Source organism: Aquimarina longa SW024 (assembly GCF_001401755.1).
Classification (GTDB): Bacteria; Bacteroidota; Bacteroidia; order Flavobacteriales; family Flavobacteriaceae; genus Aquimarina; species Aquimarina longa.
The window spans coordinates 61837-80262 of record NZ_AVQK01000024.1; the positions used below are offsets into that span (position 1 = coordinate 61837).

The 18426-nt window shown below is 28.1% G+C and carries 16 protein-coding genes; 13 read left to right on the forward strand and 3 right to left on the reverse strand.

Annotated features, from left to right (window positions below; translation table 11 throughout):
* Positions 1 to 1435: 1435 nt before the first annotated feature.
* The 3 genes from N456_RS05685 to N456_RS05695 all read left to right on the forward strand — a co-directional run bounded on the left by N456_RS05685 (position 1436) and on the right by N456_RS05695 (position 4746).
* The gene (locus tag N456_RS05685; RefSeq protein ID WP_062054819.1) at positions 1436 to 2113 is read left to right on the forward strand and encodes a response regulator transcription factor; all 678 of its coding nucleotides are present in this window, start codon (positions 1436 to 1438) and stop codon (positions 2111 to 2113) included.
* The gene (locus tag N456_RS05690; RefSeq protein WP_062054821.1) at positions 2110 to 3372 is read left to right on the forward strand and encodes a sensor histidine kinase; all 1263 of its coding nucleotides are present in this window, start codon (positions 2110 to 2112) and stop codon (positions 3370 to 3372) included. Before N456_RS05685 ends, N456_RS05690 begins: the two co-directional genes overlap by 4 nt.
* Positions 3373 to 3615: 243 nt before the next feature.
* Positions 3616 to 4746 carry a DcaP family trimeric outer membrane transporter gene (locus tag N456_RS05695; protein WP_148639207.1) on the forward strand — a complete coding sequence of 377 codons (1131 nt, stop codon included), beginning with the start codon at positions 3616 to 3618 and terminating at the stop codon, positions 4744 to 4746.
* A gap of 53 nt (positions 4747 to 4799) precedes the next feature.
* Here the strand turns inward: N456_RS05695 and N456_RS05700 are convergent, their stop codons facing one another.
* Positions 4800 to 5876 (reverse strand): hypothetical protein, encoded by a 1077-nt coding sequence (locus tag N456_RS05700; RefSeq protein WP_062054825.1) that lies wholly within the window; start codon positions 5874 to 5876, stop codon positions 4800 to 4802.
* 108 nt (positions 5877 to 5984) lie between these two features.
* Here N456_RS05700 and N456_RS05705 point away from each other — a divergent pair, with 108 nt between their 5' ends.
* The 6 genes from N456_RS05705 (at position 5985) to N456_RS05730 (ending at position 12021) form a co-directional block, all read left to right on the forward strand.
* Positions 5985 to 6503 carry an RNA polymerase sigma factor gene (locus N456_RS05705; protein ID WP_062054827.1) on the forward strand — a complete coding sequence of 173 codons (519 nt, stop codon included), beginning with the start codon at positions 5985 to 5987 and terminating at the stop codon, positions 6501 to 6503.
* 61 nt (positions 6504 to 6564) lie between these two features.
* The gene (locus N456_RS05710; RefSeq protein ID WP_062054829.1) at positions 6565 to 7473 is read left to right on the forward strand and encodes a FecR family protein; all 909 of its coding nucleotides are present in this window, start codon (positions 6565 to 6567) and stop codon (positions 7471 to 7473) included.
* Entirely contained in the window at positions 7436 to 9979 is a 2544-nt protein-coding gene (locus tag N456_RS05715) for a TonB-dependent receptor plug domain-containing protein (RefSeq protein ID WP_062054831.1), read from the forward strand. The genes N456_RS05710 and N456_RS05715 overlap by 38 nt, the downstream gene beginning before the upstream one ends.
* Positions 9980 to 10092: 113 nt before the next feature.
* Positions 10093 to 10581: a MarR family winged helix-turn-helix transcriptional regulator gene (locus N456_RS05720; RefSeq protein ID WP_062054833.1), complete on the forward strand. Its 489-nt coding sequence runs from the start codon at positions 10093 to 10095 to the stop codon at positions 10579 to 10581.
* Between the two features lie 2 nt (positions 10582 to 10583).
* A complete protein-coding gene (locus tag N456_RS05725) occupies positions 10584 to 11054 on the forward strand; it encodes an OsmC family protein (protein WP_062054835.1) in 471 nt (156 codons plus the stop codon).
* A 37-nt stretch (positions 11055 to 11091) separates the two neighbouring features.
* Positions 11092 to 12021 carry a GNAT family N-acetyltransferase gene (locus N456_RS05730; RefSeq protein WP_240315485.1) on the forward strand — a complete coding sequence of 310 codons (930 nt, stop codon included), beginning with the start codon at positions 11092 to 11094 and terminating at the stop codon, positions 12019 to 12021.
* A gap of 82 nt (positions 12022 to 12103) precedes the next feature.
* Here the strand turns inward: N456_RS05730 and N456_RS05735 are convergent, their stop codons facing one another.
* Positions 12104 to 12631 (reverse strand): hypothetical protein, encoded by a 528-nt coding sequence (locus tag N456_RS05735; RefSeq protein WP_062054837.1) that lies wholly within the window; start codon positions 12629 to 12631, stop codon positions 12104 to 12106.
* 14 nt (positions 12632 to 12645) lie between these two features.
* On the reverse strand, positions 12646 to 13572 hold the full coding sequence (locus N456_RS05740) for an OmpA family protein (RefSeq protein ID WP_062054839.1): 927 nt from the start codon (positions 13570 to 13572) through the stop codon (positions 12646 to 12648).
* Positions 13573 to 13915: 343 nt separating this feature from the next.
* Here N456_RS05740 and hisG point away from each other — a divergent pair, with 343 nt between their 5' ends.
* The 4 genes from hisG to hisB all read left to right on the forward strand — a co-directional run bounded on the left by hisG (position 13916) and on the right by hisB (position 18426).
* The gene (hisG, locus tag N456_RS05745; RefSeq protein WP_062054841.1) at positions 13916 to 14773 is read left to right on the forward strand and encodes an ATP phosphoribosyltransferase; all 858 of its coding nucleotides are present in this window, start codon (positions 13916 to 13918) and stop codon (positions 14771 to 14773) included.
* A 56-nt stretch (positions 14774 to 14829) separates the two neighbouring features.
* Positions 14830 to 16113 (forward strand): histidinol dehydrogenase, encoded by a 1284-nt coding sequence (gene hisD, locus N456_RS05750; protein ID WP_062054844.1) that lies wholly within the window; start codon positions 14830 to 14832, stop codon positions 16111 to 16113.
* An 81-nt stretch (positions 16114 to 16194) separates the two neighbouring features.
* Entirely contained in the window at positions 16195 to 17244 is a 1050-nt protein-coding gene (gene hisC, locus N456_RS05755) for a histidinol-phosphate transaminase (RefSeq protein WP_062054846.1), read from the forward strand.
* Between the two features lie 45 nt (positions 17245 to 17289).
* Positions 17290 to 18426, forward strand: a complete 1137-nt coding sequence (gene hisB / locus N456_RS05760; RefSeq protein WP_062054848.1) for a bifunctional histidinol-phosphatase/imidazoleglycerol-phosphate dehydratase HisB — start codon at positions 17290 to 17292, stop codon at positions 18424 to 18426.

The window sequence follows — 18426 nt, forward strand, 5'->3', positions numbered from 1 at the left end:
TAGTTATTAAATGGGGTGTGTAAAAAGATTTAGTAGTATTTGATAGGGTGAATCTGAAAAAAGACAAATCAAATAATAACCTAGTTCTTAGGAATCTTTTGTAGTATTGTAAATTTTGTTCTAAACAAATGAAGTTTTAAGGCTATATATAAAATAGCACAAATCATTTTTTGGGATTAAAAATCAATACTGTTTTTGTAAGCACACTTTTCTTGAATATGAAAAATGATAGAACTAAGATTAAGAAAGAGGTATGCTTAAATTTTCTTATAATTTTGTTTCATAGAATTCTAAAATAATTAGTATAGTTTAGCTACTTAAATGATATTTGTATGACTAGTTAACATTTCTTATGTCATCAATTATGAGGTAAACATATTGTGAGATTCTGTAGAAAATCTGTAGAGTTTTATAAAAACATTCTTTATTTTCAAGAATATATCATTATTTGAATTAATTTTTTTGGAAATAAAGTTATGTGTGTAATCGTTAGAGTTATAAAACGTAATGTTTATTAATTGTTTGATAACTAGTGTTTTGTGTAATTGTTATTCTTTTTGTTAAGTAGGTGGTTTTTAAACACTAAAAAAAATATATTTTTTTTCAAGAATAATTTAAAAGAAGATTAAATAAGCATCTATAATATTTTAAAACAAAGCAAATAATTATAAAAGTTTTTGTATTAAAAAGGAAAAAATCAACTAGCTTCTAGATACAATTATATTACTTACCCTTATAATTAATTTTGATGATTCTTCTTTTTGATTTTTTAAAAAGAATTTAATTTTTTTTAAAAAATCATGAATTAGGGAAAGGAGTTTTTGAGATGAACTTGTTATCTCTGTATAAAGACACAAATCATAAAAACAGTTTAGAATGACTAATACTCTTATACCTACTTACAAGTATTTTATTTTCAATTATTTAGAATTTTCAAGACTATTAATAGATAGATTTTTTTTAACTAAAAAAAATAAAATTCAATTCAGATTAGACAAGACCTCTATATTTTCACAGATAGAAACCATCTCAACTAAATTATATTTATTTACTATAAATGAATTAAAAAACCTTCCTTACTATCGTTTAATTATAAAAAAAATCTTTAAACCTCTCATTGATAGATCTGATTATTATGGATTTATCTCGAAATCAAAATGTTATTTTAGAATATATCTCTTTAGCTTTCTTTTCTCTACGATTGTTGATTTTATTTAAACAAATAGCTATTGAGTACTATAAGAAAGAATTTTACTTCTATTGTTAATTTATAAGATATAGACCAAACCATGTAAGTTATTTTTATTGAAAATCAAATTACATGTCTATGGTATATGCCTCGATAGTTATTATTTAGGCATTTCCATATACTATATCTATAAAATCAGGAATATAAAATGTCATTTTTTTAGTTAAAATAAAAGTTTTATACATTATGAAAATTCTAATTGTTGAAGATGAGCCTATGTTGGCTGAATCTATAGTTCAGTATCTTAAAAAAGAAGGATATCAATGTGAGTGGGCAAATAATCTTGCTTATGCAAAAGAAAAAAGCTGGGATTATGAATATGATTGTATGGTGGTTGATATTAATTTACCTGATGGGAGTGGACTGGATGTAATTGAGCAGATTAAAGATATGAAATCTAAATCAGGGATTATTATTGTTTCTGCAAGAAATGCAATGGATGACAAGATTATTGGTTTAAACTTAGGAGCTGATGATTACCTGACTAAACCATTTGATTTAGCTGAGTTAAATGCGCGAATTAAAGCAATTATAAGAAGAAAAAATTTTGATGCACAAAACACGACTACTTTTAATGAAATAGAAATTTACCATTATAAAAAATTGGTAAAAGTGAATGATAAAACATTAAAATTAACCAAAAAAGAGTACGATTTAATTCTTTATTTTATATCGAATCCTAATCGTGTTATTCCTAAAGGTTCAATAGCAGAGCATCTATGGGGAGATGAAATGGATATGGCAGATTCTTTTGATTTTGTATACTCACATTTAAAAAATTTACGTAAAAAAATTAAACAATATAGTTGTATAAATTATATCCATACTGTATATGGAATAGGGTATAAATTTTCTGATCAATGAAATTATTGATTTTATCTAATCGGTATTATTTTATAGCTCTTCTTATCGTGTCTATTATTGGAGGAGTATCTTCTTATTTTTTAATAGGATCTATAATTAATAGAGAGTTTAATAAAAAACTATATGCCGAGAAAAATCAATTAATATATGAATTACATGAATTTGATGAATTACTAAATACACTCTATCTAAATATAGGAGATCGTATTACTTTACAAAAAGTAGATCAAGACCCTAAGATACATACTAATATTAAGGACACATTATTATTTGATTTTTATGAAAATAAAGAATCAAATTTCAGGAAAATTACATTTTCAGAACAAGTCAAAGGAGATTTTTATAAAATAACAATCTCAAAACCATTACTTTCTTCAGAAGATATGATACAAGTAGTAACAAAAATTGTTGCTATAATAACACTACTATTTTTTGTAACGATGCTTTTGCTTAATAATATTATATCAAAAAAGGTATGGAAACCTTTTTATAATACTCTCACAAGAATAAATTTTTTTAATGTAGTAGATCCAAAACCACTTACTTTTAGTAAAACAAAAGTTAGAGAATTTAGAGAATTAAATTCAACTATAGAAGTGATGATAAATCAAGTAGTTAAAGATTATAAAAATTTAAAAAAATCTACAGAAAATACTTCTCATGAAATTCAAACACCTTTGGCAATCATTAAAAATAAGATCGAAATTTTAATGCAAGATGACCAATTATCAGAATATCATCTAAATATTTTAAATCAAGTTCATGATTTTGTAAGAAGACTTTCTAAACTTAATCAGAACCTCTCATTATTATCAAAGATTGATAATAATCAATTTATAGAGGCTATTCCTATTCCTATAGGAGAATATTTAAAAAAAAGAGTAGAAGATGTGGAGGAATTAATATTAATGAAAAATATAAGCGTAATTCTTAACCTTAATGAAAATCCTATTATAAAGTTAGATGAAACTTTGGCTTATTTATTATTTAATAACTTATTGAATAATGCAATAAAGCACAATATTAATGGAGGAAAATTAATTCTAACACTTAGTAACACTCATTTTAGTATTAAAAATACAGGTAAACCGTTAAAAATTTTCCCTGAAGAATTATTTAAACGATTCAAAAAACAAGGAAACCTTCCTAACTCTACAGGCTTAGGTTTATCCATAGTTTATAGTATTACATCTTATTATAACTTTTCTATTACTTATAATAATGAAGATGTATGGCATGTGATTGAATTAAAGTTTTAAAAATAGATAGTATATGATTATTGAAAATATAATAGCTATAAAATATTTTTCTTACTAAATAAAAAAACAGATTTTCTACAGAATCTAATAGTAGTTTTATACTTATAAGACTAAAACTTATATATAAATATATGATTTTCTTGTATTAATCAATACATCCATAATTAAGAAAATTAAATCAACAATAGAATTACCTAAACTTATAAATAAAGCTCGTTATAAGTTACCATAATACTAATTAAAATGAACCATACTAGTGTGCTAGATTTTATAATCATCACTTTAATAAGCTTGTCAGCAGTAAGATCTCAAACAACAGAAACTCAAGAAGGTTTTAAAATATACGGTTTTATAAGGCTTAATGCTACTTATGATTTTCAGGATATGAAACGCAGTGATCTTTTTAAACCTTCTGCTATATTAGTTCCAAAAGAAAATACTCGCCACTCTGAGTTTTTTATGAATGTTAAGCAAACAAGGCTTGGTTTAGAATTTAATAAAAATACTACTATTGGTACTGTAAAAGCAATTGTAGAAATAGATTTTCATGATTCTGCAAATAAGATAGCTGGACTAGCAAGAATACGTCATGCATATTTTGAGTGGAAATATTTTACCTTTGGACAGACATGGTCTACTTTTTATGACATAGAAGCAAAGCCACACATTGTTGATTTTGAAGGAGCAAATAGTTCTACTTTAAATAGAGTGCCATTAATACGATATAAATTTCCCATAAAATCGAGTTCTTTATATGTAGCAGTAGAAAATCCAGTAGAACAAATTACAGTTACTGGAGATGTATCTATAAAAAATCAAAGTATGCCAGATATTCTTTCTGCGTACAAAATTCGCTGGAGTACTAATAACTTTATCAAACTATCAGGTTTAGTAAGGCAATTAAGTTATGTTTTGGTAAAAGACAATATAAAAAATGAAGTAGGTTGGGGTACTATGGTAACTGGTAAAATAAACCTATTTAATACGAACAACCTAAAATTTCAGGCGGTAGGAGGAAAAGGAATTGCGAGATATATCGAAGGAGTTAGAAATCTAGGGTATGATGGAGTCTTTAATAAAACGACTAATAAATTAGAAACTCTAAGTGTTGTTGGGGGCTTCCTTGCATATCAACATTTTTGGAATGAAGTATTTAATTCTTCTTTAGTAATAGGCAGTATTCAGCTAGAAACTAATGATTTTTTGACCTCTATGGACTTTGCGTCAGGAGATTATAGTTCTCTTAATTTATTTTATGAACCATCAAAAAAAATGTCTTTTGGGGTAGAATATTTATATGGAAAAAGAGAAAATAAAAATGGAAATAATGCTAATGCGAGTAGAGTACAATTTGCAGCTACACTAAAATTCTAGAAACATTTTTTAGTAGAATTATTGCAAAAGACGCCTTTTTTAGAAGTGTTTTTTTAATCATCTGTAGATCCAGATGTGGCGGTGAAAAACAATTCTTTTTTAACGACCTGATTTCCTATATCATCATTAAGCATAATACTCTTATCTTTTATTTTCCAAAAATACCATTTATTATTCAGAATGTTTAAAGGATTTTTATCTCCAAAATTGAAAGTAATCATTAATTTGCCATTAGCTCTTGTTGATATATCCCATTTTCCAACTATAGAATCATCATCATCATCATCATCATTAGAAACGATTGTTACGCGATTATTTGAAGAAAAATTAAAAATAAACTCGTTGTAATTCTTGGTTTTATCATCTCCGTTATTTATATATTTTTCTACTTTTAATAACTCACGGGTGATCTCTTTAGAAAATTTTTTTACAGTAAGGTTAGTATTGTAGCAATTGTTTTTCTTATTATTTATGGTGCTTTCAAGAGTTTTTAAATCTTTAATAATTATCTCAGTATTATCATTAAGAAGTACTAATGAGATAGGGAAACGAAGGCTACTAAGAGTTTTTGTATCTATAGTGTTTATAAAATTGTAGACCTCTTTGTCTGTATTAAACATAATGGTTTTAATAAGTTCTTTATCAATATTAAATACTGATACATAAAATGGATATTTAAAATTAACACATCCAATATTTTGTACTTGATCATTACACCTATTTACCAATCTCTCTAATGCATTTTTATCAGTAACAATCATTTCAGAAAAATCATCATATATAAGTGTTATAGGAAAAGTAAAATTTATAACATCTGTATCATTATCTGCTTGATCAGAAATTTCTTCAATTGCGATAAAATCTTCTTCAGATTTTATGATAATTTTAGAATCATTAATAGTTATTGTTACAGGTAGTTTAATAGTATAACAACCAGAATCATCTAATATATTATCACTATACCCATCATTCATTACTGTTTTTAAAATAAGATTAGCAACAGTAGAATTAGCTTTAAGGATTTCATCCTGAAACACTACAACTTCATCATCATATTCTTTTCTACAAGAAATAAATATGAATAGTACAAATAGTGAAAAAATAAATATGGATTTGATTTGTATTTTCATAAACTTTCATTTTACGATAACCTATTACATACTAAAACAACTAACGCATAAAAATCCCTTTATTGTTTTCGTTTTTTTTTATATTTATTGCTTAAATATTTTTAAACCATGTCGATAGAATTGCATGAAAATGTTTGTGATGAAAAAGTATTTTCAAAAATCTATAAAAAGTATTCTAAAGATTTATATAATTTTTTATACTACAAGTATGGTCATTCTCTAGATCCAATGGATAAAATGCAAGAAGCATTTATTAAATTATTATCCAATTGTAAAAATGTATCTCCTGATAAAGCAAAAAGTTTCTTGTTTAAAATAGCAAAAAATATGATGCTTAATGCAATCAAGCATAGAAAAGTTATTTTAAAATATAGAGAATTAAAACCAAAAGAATATACTCATGAATCGCCAGAATTTTTATTAGAGCATAAACAGTTTTTACAGAGATATCAGCAAGCATTAAGTATGCTAACAGAAGATCAACGTGTTGCTTTTTTATTAAATAAGGTTGAGAAAAAAAAACATGCAGAGATAGCAGAGATATTGGGAGTAACCCAAAAAGCTGTAGAAAACAGGATTTATACAGCTTATAATAAACTTAAAAGTATATTGGAAGGATTTAGATAAGAATATAAAAAGGAGTTTTTAAAAGTTAATTGTTATATATATAATTAAAGAAGCTCAAGAAATGAATAAAGAATATCTAATTAGAAAATGGCTAGCAGATGAATTAACAGATGCAGAAATGGAAGCTTTTAAGAAATTAGATGATTATAAAATGCATATCAAGATTCTAGAAAACGCTCAATACTTTAAAGCTCCTGATATTAATTATTTAGAAACAGAAAATATAATTGCTAAAAGATTAGTCATAAAAAAATCTACAAGTAGTTATAAATCAATACTAAAAATAGCAGTTTTATTAGCCTTGGTTCTGGGGGTTCTTTCTATATTCTTTATAAACAATACTATTGCTACTACTGTGCAGACAGCTGTAAGCGAAAAACGAACGATAACGCTTCCTGATGCTTCTATTGCTACAATAAATTCTAAAACTGAGATTAGTTTTAATAAAGAAGATTGGAATAGTAATAGAGAAGTTAATCTTGATGGAGAAGCTTTTTTTAAAGTAAAAAAAGGATCTCAGTTTAATGTATTAACTGATATAGGTAAGATAACTGTTTTAGGAACTCAATTTAATGTTAAAAATCGAGATAATTATTTCGAAGTTCAATGTTATGAAGGATTAGTTCGAGTAGAATATAATAATAAATTTATCAAGGATTTATCAGCTGGATCGATCTTCAAAATTATAGATGGAGCCACATCTTTTGAAACCACCAAAGAAGGTAATCCATCTTGGACAAACAATATTAGTAGGTTTAAAAGCGTTCCGTACGATGAAGTAATTAAAGAGTTCGAAAGACAGTATAATGTGACATTTAATATCGATAATATCGATTCGAGACGACTTTTTACAGGAGGCTTTATACATACTAATTTACAATATGGGTTAAAGTCGATAACTTTACCTTTAGATTTAACATACACAATTGTTGATGACTCTAATCATATTATATTACGAAAAATTGAATGAAAAATTCAACGGATATATAGTAGGAGTCCTATTATTCTTTTTTTTCAATACATCAATATTTTCTCAAATTAATGCAGAACTGCAACAATTACCTTTATCAGAAATTATTATTTTACTTGAAGAAAGATTTCAATATGAATTTACATATGCAGACGATACAATAAAAGATGTATTTATCAAAAATATTCCTCAAGAATATACTTTTATGCAAACTCTTGATTTTTTGAGACAAGAGACAAAACTAATGTTCACTGTTATCAATTCTAACTTTGTTTCAATAAATAGATTTAGTGAATCTTTTTTGATTTGTGGTATTATTTATAGTAGAGGTACAATGACTCCACTTAAAGAAGCAGTTATCAGTGGTAATAAATCTACTGCAATTAGTGATGAAAAAGGTTATTTTGAACTAGAAGTAACTACTAGTAAAGAGATGATACTAATTAGTCATTTAGGTTTTAAAGTAACATATCAACCTTCTAGTTCCTTTAAAAAAAAGAATTGTAAGTCTATTTATTTAGATCGTAAAACAGAAGTTTTAACAGAAGTTATTCTTAATAATTATCTTGATAAAGGAATACATAAAACCGATAATGGAAATTTCAAAATTGATTACTCTAATTTTAGGATGTTACCTGGATTGATAGAAACTGATGTTTTACAGACAATACAGGCTTTGCCAGGTATACAAAGCGTAAGAGAAACAGTATCCAATATAAATATAAGAGGAGGGACACATGATCAAAACTTGATTCTTTGGGATGGGATTAAAATGTATCAATCCGGACATTTCTTGGGGTTAATATCAGTTTTTAATCCTAGTATAACCAAAGATGCAACTTTAATTAAGAATGGTACCAGTACAGAGTATAGTGATGGAGTATCCGGAACCATACTAATGAATACTGATTCAGAAATTAATTCTGATTTTAGAGGAAGTGTTAGTGCTAATCTTATTGATTCAAATGCTTTCATTGATATTCCTATTAGCAAAAAATCGTCATTACAACTTTCAGGAAGAAGATCTATCAATGATTTTATAAAACCGACATATTCAAAATATTTTGACAGAATTTCACAAGATGTAGAAATACAAGATACAATAGAAACGCATAAAGAGTTTAATTTTTATGATGTCAATTTACGATGGAATACAAAAATATCTGATAAAGAGAGATTTAGAGTTAATTTTTTGATGATAAATGATAAATTAGTTTTTAATGAACATGCTAAGATTAATAGTATCGTCACCTCTAGAGAAAGTAGTTTAAGGCAAAGTAGTATTGCAGAAGGATTTTGGTATCAAAAATATTGGAATAATCGTTTTGTTACCTCTTTCCAAATATATGAAACAGATTATACTATAAAATCTGTAAATGCTAATTTTCAAGGAAAACAACGTTTTTTTCAACGTAATAAAGTATCTGAAACAGGAGCAAAAATTAATACATACTTTACTATTAGAGAAAACATAAATTGGCTTAATGGGTGTGAATTTATTGAAACAGGAGTTGCTAACCTAGATGTTATAGATGCGCCTGTTTATCGAAAAAATAAAAATGAAATACTGCAAACATACAGTTTGTTTTCTCAAATGAGCTATAAAAATCGAAAGAGCCATAATTCTATAAATTTTGGATTGAAATATAGCTACAATAATAAAATCAAAACCCATATTCTAGAACCAAGATTAAGCTATAATCAAAAGCTTTTTAAGTATTTTAATATTGAAATATTAGGAGAGTTTAAGCATCAAAATATTTCTCAATTTATTAATTTTCAAAATGAATTTTTAGGAATAGAGAAAAGAAGATGGGTTTTAGCTAATGATAAGGATATTCCAATAATTAGAAGTAAGCAAGTCTCTCTGGGAGTACATTATGATAAAAATAGGTGGTTAATAAGTGCAGAAGGATACTGTAAAATAGTAAAAGGGATAACAGCTAGAAGCCAAGGATTTCATAATCAATATGAATTTAAAAATGCAATAGGAGAGTATTCAATTAAAGGGATAGATTTTTTAATAAATAAAAGATATGATAATGCGAGTACTTGGATAAGTTACTCTTGTGTAGATAATAGATATCTGTTTCCTACTTTTAAGGAAAGAGAATTTCCGAATAATATAGATATAAGACATTCTTTAACGCTCGGGATGTCATATACTATTAATGATTTTAAAATAGCAGTTGGTTTAAATTGGCATTCAGGTATCCCAACCACTAGACCATATGATAAAAATCCAATACTTAATCAAGGTATTAATTATGAACCTGTTAATAGCAGCCGGTTAAAACAATATTTAAGACTAGATTTTTCATCATCCTATGAATATACATTAAATAAAGATATAAAAATACAGGCAGGGATTGCTATCTGGAATTTTTCTGATACACATAATATTATAAATACAAACTATAAACTTACTAAAGAAAATAAACCAATCGAAGTTGTTAAACAATCACTTGGTATAACACCTAATGCAACATTTAAAGTATTATTTTAAGATTTATATATAATAAGGTTTGATGTACTGTTTTATAAAAATATAAATTTAATATACTAAAAAACGCAGTTAACTGCGTTTTTTAGTATATTAGCATAAAAACAATCATTTTTATGAAAGGTGATATTGTAGAGGAGTTAGGTTATATGGCATTAGGTACTCGTTTAAAAAGAATTAGTGATAGAATGAGTCATAGTTCTAGAATGATGTATAAAACCTTAGGTATTGATTTTGAACCTAACTGGTACTTGGTTTTATCGATAATAGAAAAGAAACCGGGAGTTTCTGTTATGGAGGTTGCTAATAGTATGGGGTTTGCACATCAAACGATTATGGTGATGACCAATAAAATGGTAAAAAAAGAATACCTAAAAATGTCTAAAGATCAGATAGACAAACGAAAAACAATTTTTCATTTAACAGAAAAAGCTATTGAAATCCTACCTCGAATAAAACAAATATGTGAAGCAGGAAGAAAAGTGATTTTAGATGTGCTTAATGAAGATATAATATTAATGAAACATATAAGAGTATTAGAACAAAATCTTGATGAATCTTCTTTTGGAGAGAGAATAATTGATAAACTAAATGAAGAAGAATAAGAGTGAAAGAACATTATTATAAGACCAAGATAGAATGGACGGGTAATCAAGGTGATGGAACTAAAAACTACAAATCATATACCAGAGATCATTCAATTGCTATAGAAGGAAAATACCAAGAAATACTAGCATCAGCAGACTCTTCTTTTATGGGGGACGAGTCCAGATACAATCCAGAAGATTTATTCTTGTCATCACTCTCTGCATGTCATATGCTATGGTATCTTCATTTATGCTCAATGCATAAAATAATTGTAACAGATTATGTAGACAATGCGATGGGAATTATGGAAGAGTCTAAAAATGGAAGTGGAAAATTTAAAGAAGTAATTCTAAACCCAATTGTTACGGTAGAAAGTTCTGAGATGATAACTAAAGCTAATGAAATTCATGAAACAGCAAACGAAATGTGTTTTATAGCTAATTCTTGTAACTTTTCTGTAAAGCATAATCCTAAGGCTGTTGTAAAATAAAAGACCGATATAATCGAATAATAGAAAACATTATATAATGAATACTATGCAAGCAAAAAAAATACTTGAAACAGAGAGACTGTATCTTCGAGAATTTGATCTAAATGATTCTGGTTTTATTTTAGAATTGGTAAACTCACCAAAATGGTTAGAATTCATAGGAGATAGAAATGTTAAAACAATTGCTGATGCAGAAGAATATCTGAAAAACGGGGCTATCAAAAGTTATCAGGAAAACGGATTTGGTTTTTGGGCGGTTGAGCTAAAAGATACTGCTACTCCTATTGGTATGTGTGGACTAGTAAAAAGAGAAACACTAGATGATATAGATATAGGGTTTGCAATGCATCCAGAATATATAGGAGCAGGATATGGATTTGAAATAGCTAATGCTACTATGAATTATGCAAAGAATATTTTAAAATTAGATAAAATTGTAGCAATAACAGATACAAAAAACAAAGCTTCTATTAAATTATTAAATAAAATTGGACTCGATTTTGTAAAAACATTGGAATTATCAGAAAAAGATACTGTGTTATTGTTTTCAAACTCAAAAAAAAATGACGATATACATGAAATTAATAAATTAACAACTAGTTTTTTTGATGTATTTACAAATGTAGAAGGAAAAACTCCAAATGTAAAAAAAATAGAAGAGTTGTTTATTACTAATGGGGTTATAATCAGTAATACACATGGAGCTCCAGAAATTTATAATTTAAAAGAATTTATAGCTCCAAGAGAAAAAATACTTAATGATGGGACACTGACCGATTTTATAGAAAGTGAAATTTCGCAGAATACAGAGATATTTGGAAATATAGCTCAACGATTTTGTTTATATGAAAAATCAGGTAAACTTAATGATGTTTATTTTGAGTCTAGAGGGATGAAAACCATACAATTTATAAAAATAAATGAAGAGTGGAAGATGTCTTCTGTTGCATGGAGTGATGAAAAATAGAAGAGACAGACAAAATAATAAAAAAGCCTCTATTGTAAATCAATAGAGGCTTTTTATATACGTTAGAAAATATGATGCTAATTTAGGACTTACTTTTTAGTTTTTTAGCTTGATTTGTCCATTCATCTCTTTCTATTCTACCAGGGAAGAATTGAATTAATGCTGTTACAGTATCGATATCTTCTTTGGTAAATTTACTAATCTGATCAAAAGTATAGATCCCGATACTATTAAGTTTCTCTTCAATGAACGGACCTACGCCACTAATCAGCTTTAAATCATCTTTTTGAGAACTATCTGCTTTTCCAAAACTATCAAAATTTAATTTAGGAATACTTTCAGTATTAGCTACAGGCAATCCCCCACGATCACTGGTTTTAATTGCTCTGATTTCATTGTTATCTTCTAGAGTTAATGAGGTAGAAAATGTAGAATTTGCTTTTTCATGATTTTCTCTTTTAAGAATAAGATTTCTTTGCTCACACTCATCCAATGCTTTTTTATATTTATTTTTAAGGCTCCATCTTGATAATAACCATCCTAGAATAAAAGCTAGGAATAATAATAATAATAGACACCACCAGTTTACTTCGTTTAAAAAATCTAACATATTTTAATAGTTATTTAGTTTACAGTTATTTCTATTCGTCTGTTTTTTGCTTTATTTTCTTCAGTATCATTAGGAACAATAGGATTAGACTCTCCCATGGATAATGCTTTGATTTTAGTTATAGCAACACCTTGCGAAATTAAGTACTCTTTTACATGATTTGCTCTTTGTTGTCCATACCATAAATTTGTTTCTTCATCACCTACATCATCTGTATGCCCGGTAATTTTAACTGATTTGTTGGGATATTTTTTAAGATAACTTTTAAGCTCTAAAGTATAATTAGACAAAGTAGCATCAGGCTCAAATGTTTTCTGAGCAAAACCAGAATATAATGTTCTCGAAGCAATACTTTTCTCTACCTCAATTATTCTGGATTCAGTTAATGTATTAAAATTTAATTCGATACCTCCATTATATACACCATTATCAGAATAGGTATAGTCATGTAGTTGAACTTTAGTAATAATTCGATCAGAGTTAATACCAGCTTTAATTAGAATATCTTTAATAAAGTTTGCTCTAGAAATACCTAAACTACTACTATCTTGGTTTTCAGAAGTGTTTTGATAGCCAGATATAATAAGTTCCTGGTCTTGATGTTGACCTAAATAATCGGCTGTTTGCTTACTGAAACCTTTTAAAGAATTAGGAATATATACAGTTCCGTTAGCACTATTTATCTGTAGATTTTCAGGATATCTAAATATATCTTGACCTTGGTGGTTTTTTGCAAATAAACCAATTTTAGTATTATTTGCGAGAGTAATACTATCTTCATACGCCTGTTTAGCTAACGCTTTAGCGTTGGAGTCTGGACTTTCTTTAATTACAGTAGTACTTTTATGAGGATTTTTTAAGCACCATTCACAGGAGTAATACCACCATATTGCCAACCAAGAAAATAATAAAAAAATAAAGAATGAGAGTACGTTTTTCATATATAGTTGATTAATATTAGTTTCTTAAAGTTATAAAAATGTTTATAATCAACCTATTATAGATTAAAAATTCCATAATTTTATAATAGAAAAAAGATAAATTGCAAAAAAATAAGTTGAAACACGATTTGGAAAATTATTTTTTTATAAATTAGCCTAACGTTTTAAATAAAAAATGAAAATAATATTTATACATCATCATCATTCTTACATTCACGCTCAGGCGAGGTAAGTATGATATGTGTATAACACAATAAATATAAAAACCCGTTTGAGTAATTCAAACGGGTTTTTTGTTTTTGCAAAACTCGTTTGAGAATTGGTCAGACATAAACACAACAACATGTCAAAAATCAAAATTGCAATTCAAAAAAGTGGGCGCCTTAATGAAGACTCAGTCAAAATATTAAAAGACTGTGGTATTTCAATCGATAATGGTAAAGATCAATTAAAAGCCCAGACTCGTAATTTTCCTATGGAAGTTATGTTTTTGCGTAATGGGGATATTCCTCAATACCTTAGAGATGGAGTTGTTGATATTGCGATTATCGGAGAAAACGTACTTATAGAAAAAGGTAAAGATATTTCTATTGCAGAACGCCTTAATTTTTCTAAATGTAAAGTAAGCCTAGCAGTCCCAAAAGAATTTGAATACAATTCAATTAAAGATCTTGAAGGGAAAAGAATAGCAACATCCTATCCAAATACAGTTAATGAATATCTACAAAAACAAGAGATCTCAGCAGAACTACATCAAATATCAGGTTCTGTAGAGATTGCACCAAATATAGGTTTAGCAGATGCAATTTGTGATATTGTTTCTAGTGGTAGTACTTTATTTAAAAACAATCTCAAAGAAGTCGAAGTAATGCTTACTTCTGAAGCAGTTCTTGCAGTATCTCCTAAAATATCAGAGGAGAACAAAAAGCTTCTTAAAAAATTACAGTTTAGAATCAAAGCAGTTTTAAAAGCAAGAAACTCTAAATATGTATTACTTAATGCTCCTAATGATAAGATCGATACTATTGTTAGTATATTACCAGGAATGCGAAGCCCTACAGTATTACCATTAGCAGAAGAAGGGTGGAGTTCTATACATACTGTTGTAGAAAAGAATAAATTCTGGGATATATTAGATGAGCTTAAAAATGAAGGAGCAGAAGGGATTTTGGTATGTCCAATAGAAAAGATGGTGTTATAAAAAAGGAAAAGAATTAAAAACCTAGACATTAACCTATAATCTCTAGAATCTAAAAAATGAATAAAATATATAATCCAAGTAAAAGTACTTGGGCAGAGTTGTTAAAAAGACCTACACAGACAGTAGCAGATATAGAAACAATAGTATTAGATGTCTTTGATGAAGTACAAGCAGAAAAGGATATAGCTATTAGTCGATATACCCAAAAATTCGATCAAGTCAATCTCAGTACGATTCTAGTATCACCTCAGGAGATCGAAGAAGCCACAAAACAAGTAGATCAAGATTTAAAAGAAGCTATACAGTTAGCTAAATCTAATATAGAAATATTTCATGCTGCACAAAAAACAACTAAAATAACAACCAAAACCAGTGATGGTGTAGTGTGTTGGCAAGAGAAAAGACCAATCCAAAAAGTAGGGTTATATATTCCAGGAGGAACAGCTCCTCTGTTTTCTACAATTTTAATGCTAACTGTTCCTGCAAATCTGGCAGGATGTAAAGAAATTGTATTATGTACCCCTCCTAATAAAGAAGGAGAGATACATCCAGCCATTTTATATACAGCAGATCTTTGTGGAGTGACTAAAATATGTAAGGTAGGAGGAATTCAGGCAATTGCAGGGATGACTTTTGGAACAGAAACAATCCCACAAGTGTATAAAATATTTGGACCAGGAAACCAATTTGTAACCGTAGCAAAGCAATTAGCAACAAAATTTGGAGTAGCTATAGATATGCCTGCTGGTCCTAGTGAATTGTTAGTTGTAGCAGATGACACTGCCAATGCATCTTTTGTAGCATCAGATTTATTAAGCCAAGCAGAACATGGTAAAGACAGTCAAGTTATTTTAGTTTCTACTTCTAAAAAAATAATAGAAGAAGTAGAAATTGAACTTCTAAAACAATGTAGTGTATTACCTAGAAAAGAAATTGCAGAAGCAGCTATAGCTAATTCTAAATTGATTTATGTCGAAAATGATCCAGAAGCACTAGAGTTGATCAACGAATATGGTCCAGAACATTTTATTGTATGTGTAAAAGACGAAGAGTTTTATATCGATAATATATCCAATGCTGGTTCGATATTTATTGGCAATTACACACCAGAAAGTGCAGGGGATTATGCTTCAGGAACTAATCATACATTGCCCACTAATGGATATGCAAAACAGTATAGTGGGGTGAATCTAGATAGTTTTATGAAATCAATGACTTTTCAGAAAATATCTGAACAAGGTATTCAAAACATAGGTAAAGCAATCGAATTGATGGCAGAAGCAGAAGGACTACAAGCCCATAAAAATGCAGTAACACTAAGATTAGAAAGTTTAAAATAATTATTTAATTAACGATCATGAGTTGTCAGGAATTATAATGACACCTTTAGTTAATGAAAAAGAGCTAACAACCAACTAAAAATGAATAAAATACAATTCAATATAAACCAACTAGTCCGTAAGAATGTAGTAAAATTACAACCATACAGCTCTGCAAGAGATGAATTTGTAGATATTAATCAAGATATGATTTTTCTGGATGCTAATGAAAACCCTTATGAAAACGGAGTAAATAGATATCCTGACCCACAACAACGAAACTTAAAAGAAGTATTAGCTAATCAAAAAAAGATCTCTGATAAAAATATTCTTTTAGGTAACGGTAGTGATGAAGTATTAGATTTAATATACAGAGCATTTTGTGAACCAAGGGTAGATAATATCATTACGTTACCACCCACATATGGGATGTATACTGTATTAGCAAATATTAATGATATAGAAGAACGAAAAGTTTTATTAGACTCTAATTTTCAACCAGATATAGCAGCCATATTTGATAGAGTAGATACTAATTCTAAACTGTTATTTATATGCTCACCAAATAACCCTTCAGGAAATTTGATAACACAAGATCGAGTAAAACAAATTTTAAATCGTTTTGAAGGAGTAGTAATTATTGATGAAGCTTATATCGATTTTGCCGATCAAAAAAGCTGGGTAGATACTCTTAATGTATATCCAAACCTAATTGTAACGCAAACCTTATCAAAAGCATATGGATTAGCGGGGGTACGACTAGGAATTTGTTATGCTTCTGAAGAGATAATTGCTATTTTAAATAAGATCAAACCACCGTATAATGTTAATGAACTGACGCAAAAACGAGCATTAGACAGAATCGCAAATCAGAGTCAAATTCAAACCGAAATTACTGCTATTATAGAAAATAGAATCCAATTAGAAAATACATTGTCTACAGTACATTTTGTAGAAAAAATATACACTAGCGAAGCTAATTTTATTTTAGCAAAAGTAGATGATGCTAATAAGAGGTATGATCAATTAATAAAAGAAGGTATTGTGATTCGTAATCGTAGTAAACAACCGTTATGTGACAATACATTACGATTTACAGTAGGTACAACAGAAGAAAATAAAAAGCTGATAACAGCATTAAATCGATTATAAAAAAAGTATTTTTTGAGAAATTTAAAAGGGAGCACACATAAACAGATGAAAAAGAAAGTATTATTTATAGATCGTGATGGCACGATCATCAAAGAAACAGCAGACGAGCAGATAGATGCATTCGAAAAAATGCTTTTTTATCCTAAAGCACTTACATATTTAGGAAAAATTGCCCAAGAACTAGATTATGAATTGGTAATGATCACTAATCAAGATGGTTTAGGGACAGATGTATTTCCAGAAGATACGTTTTGGCCAGTACATAATTTTATTATTAAATCTTTTGAAAATGAAGGAGTAGTTTTTGATAAAGTATTTTTGGATAGAACTTTTCCGCATGAAAATGCAAATACACGTAAGCCAGGAACAGGATTGTTAACAGCTTATTTTTCAGAAGCATATGATTTAGAAAACTCTTTTGTAATAGGAGACCGATTAACCGATATGGAATTGGCTAAGAATCTAGGAGCTAAAGGAATATTTATTAATGATCATACCAATTTAGGTACGGATGAAATAACCATAAAACGTGATGAATTAAACGATCACATTGCTTTAGAGAACAATGACTGGCAACAAATCTATAAATTTTTAAAATTAAAAGATAGGGTAGCAGAAATATCCAGAAAAACTAATGAAACAGCCATAGATATTAAACTTAATCTAGATGGAACAGGAAAAAGTGATATCAATACAGGGTTAGCTTTTTTTGATCACATGCTAGACCAAATCGCTCGTCATGGACAAATGGATCTTAATATTACCGTAAAAGGAGATTTAGAAGTCGACGAGCACCATACTATCGAAGATACAGCAATAGCCTTAGGAGAAGTATTTAGTACCGCGTTAGGAAATAAATTAGGGATAGAACGATATGGGTTTTGTTTACCAATGGATGATTGTTTAGCACAGGTAGCTATCGATTTTGGAGGACGTAATTGGTTAGTATGGGAAGCAGATTTTAAAAGAGAAATGATTGGTAAAATGCCTACCGAGATGTTTTTTCACTTCTTTAAATCATTTACAGATGGAGCAAGAGCAAATTTAAATATAAAAGCAGAAGGGATCAATGAACACCATAAGATAGAAGCCATTTTTAAAGCCTTTGCTAAAGCTATAAAAGTAGCTGTAAAACGTGATCCAGATAAAATGATTTTACCTACTACAAAAGGAATGTTATAA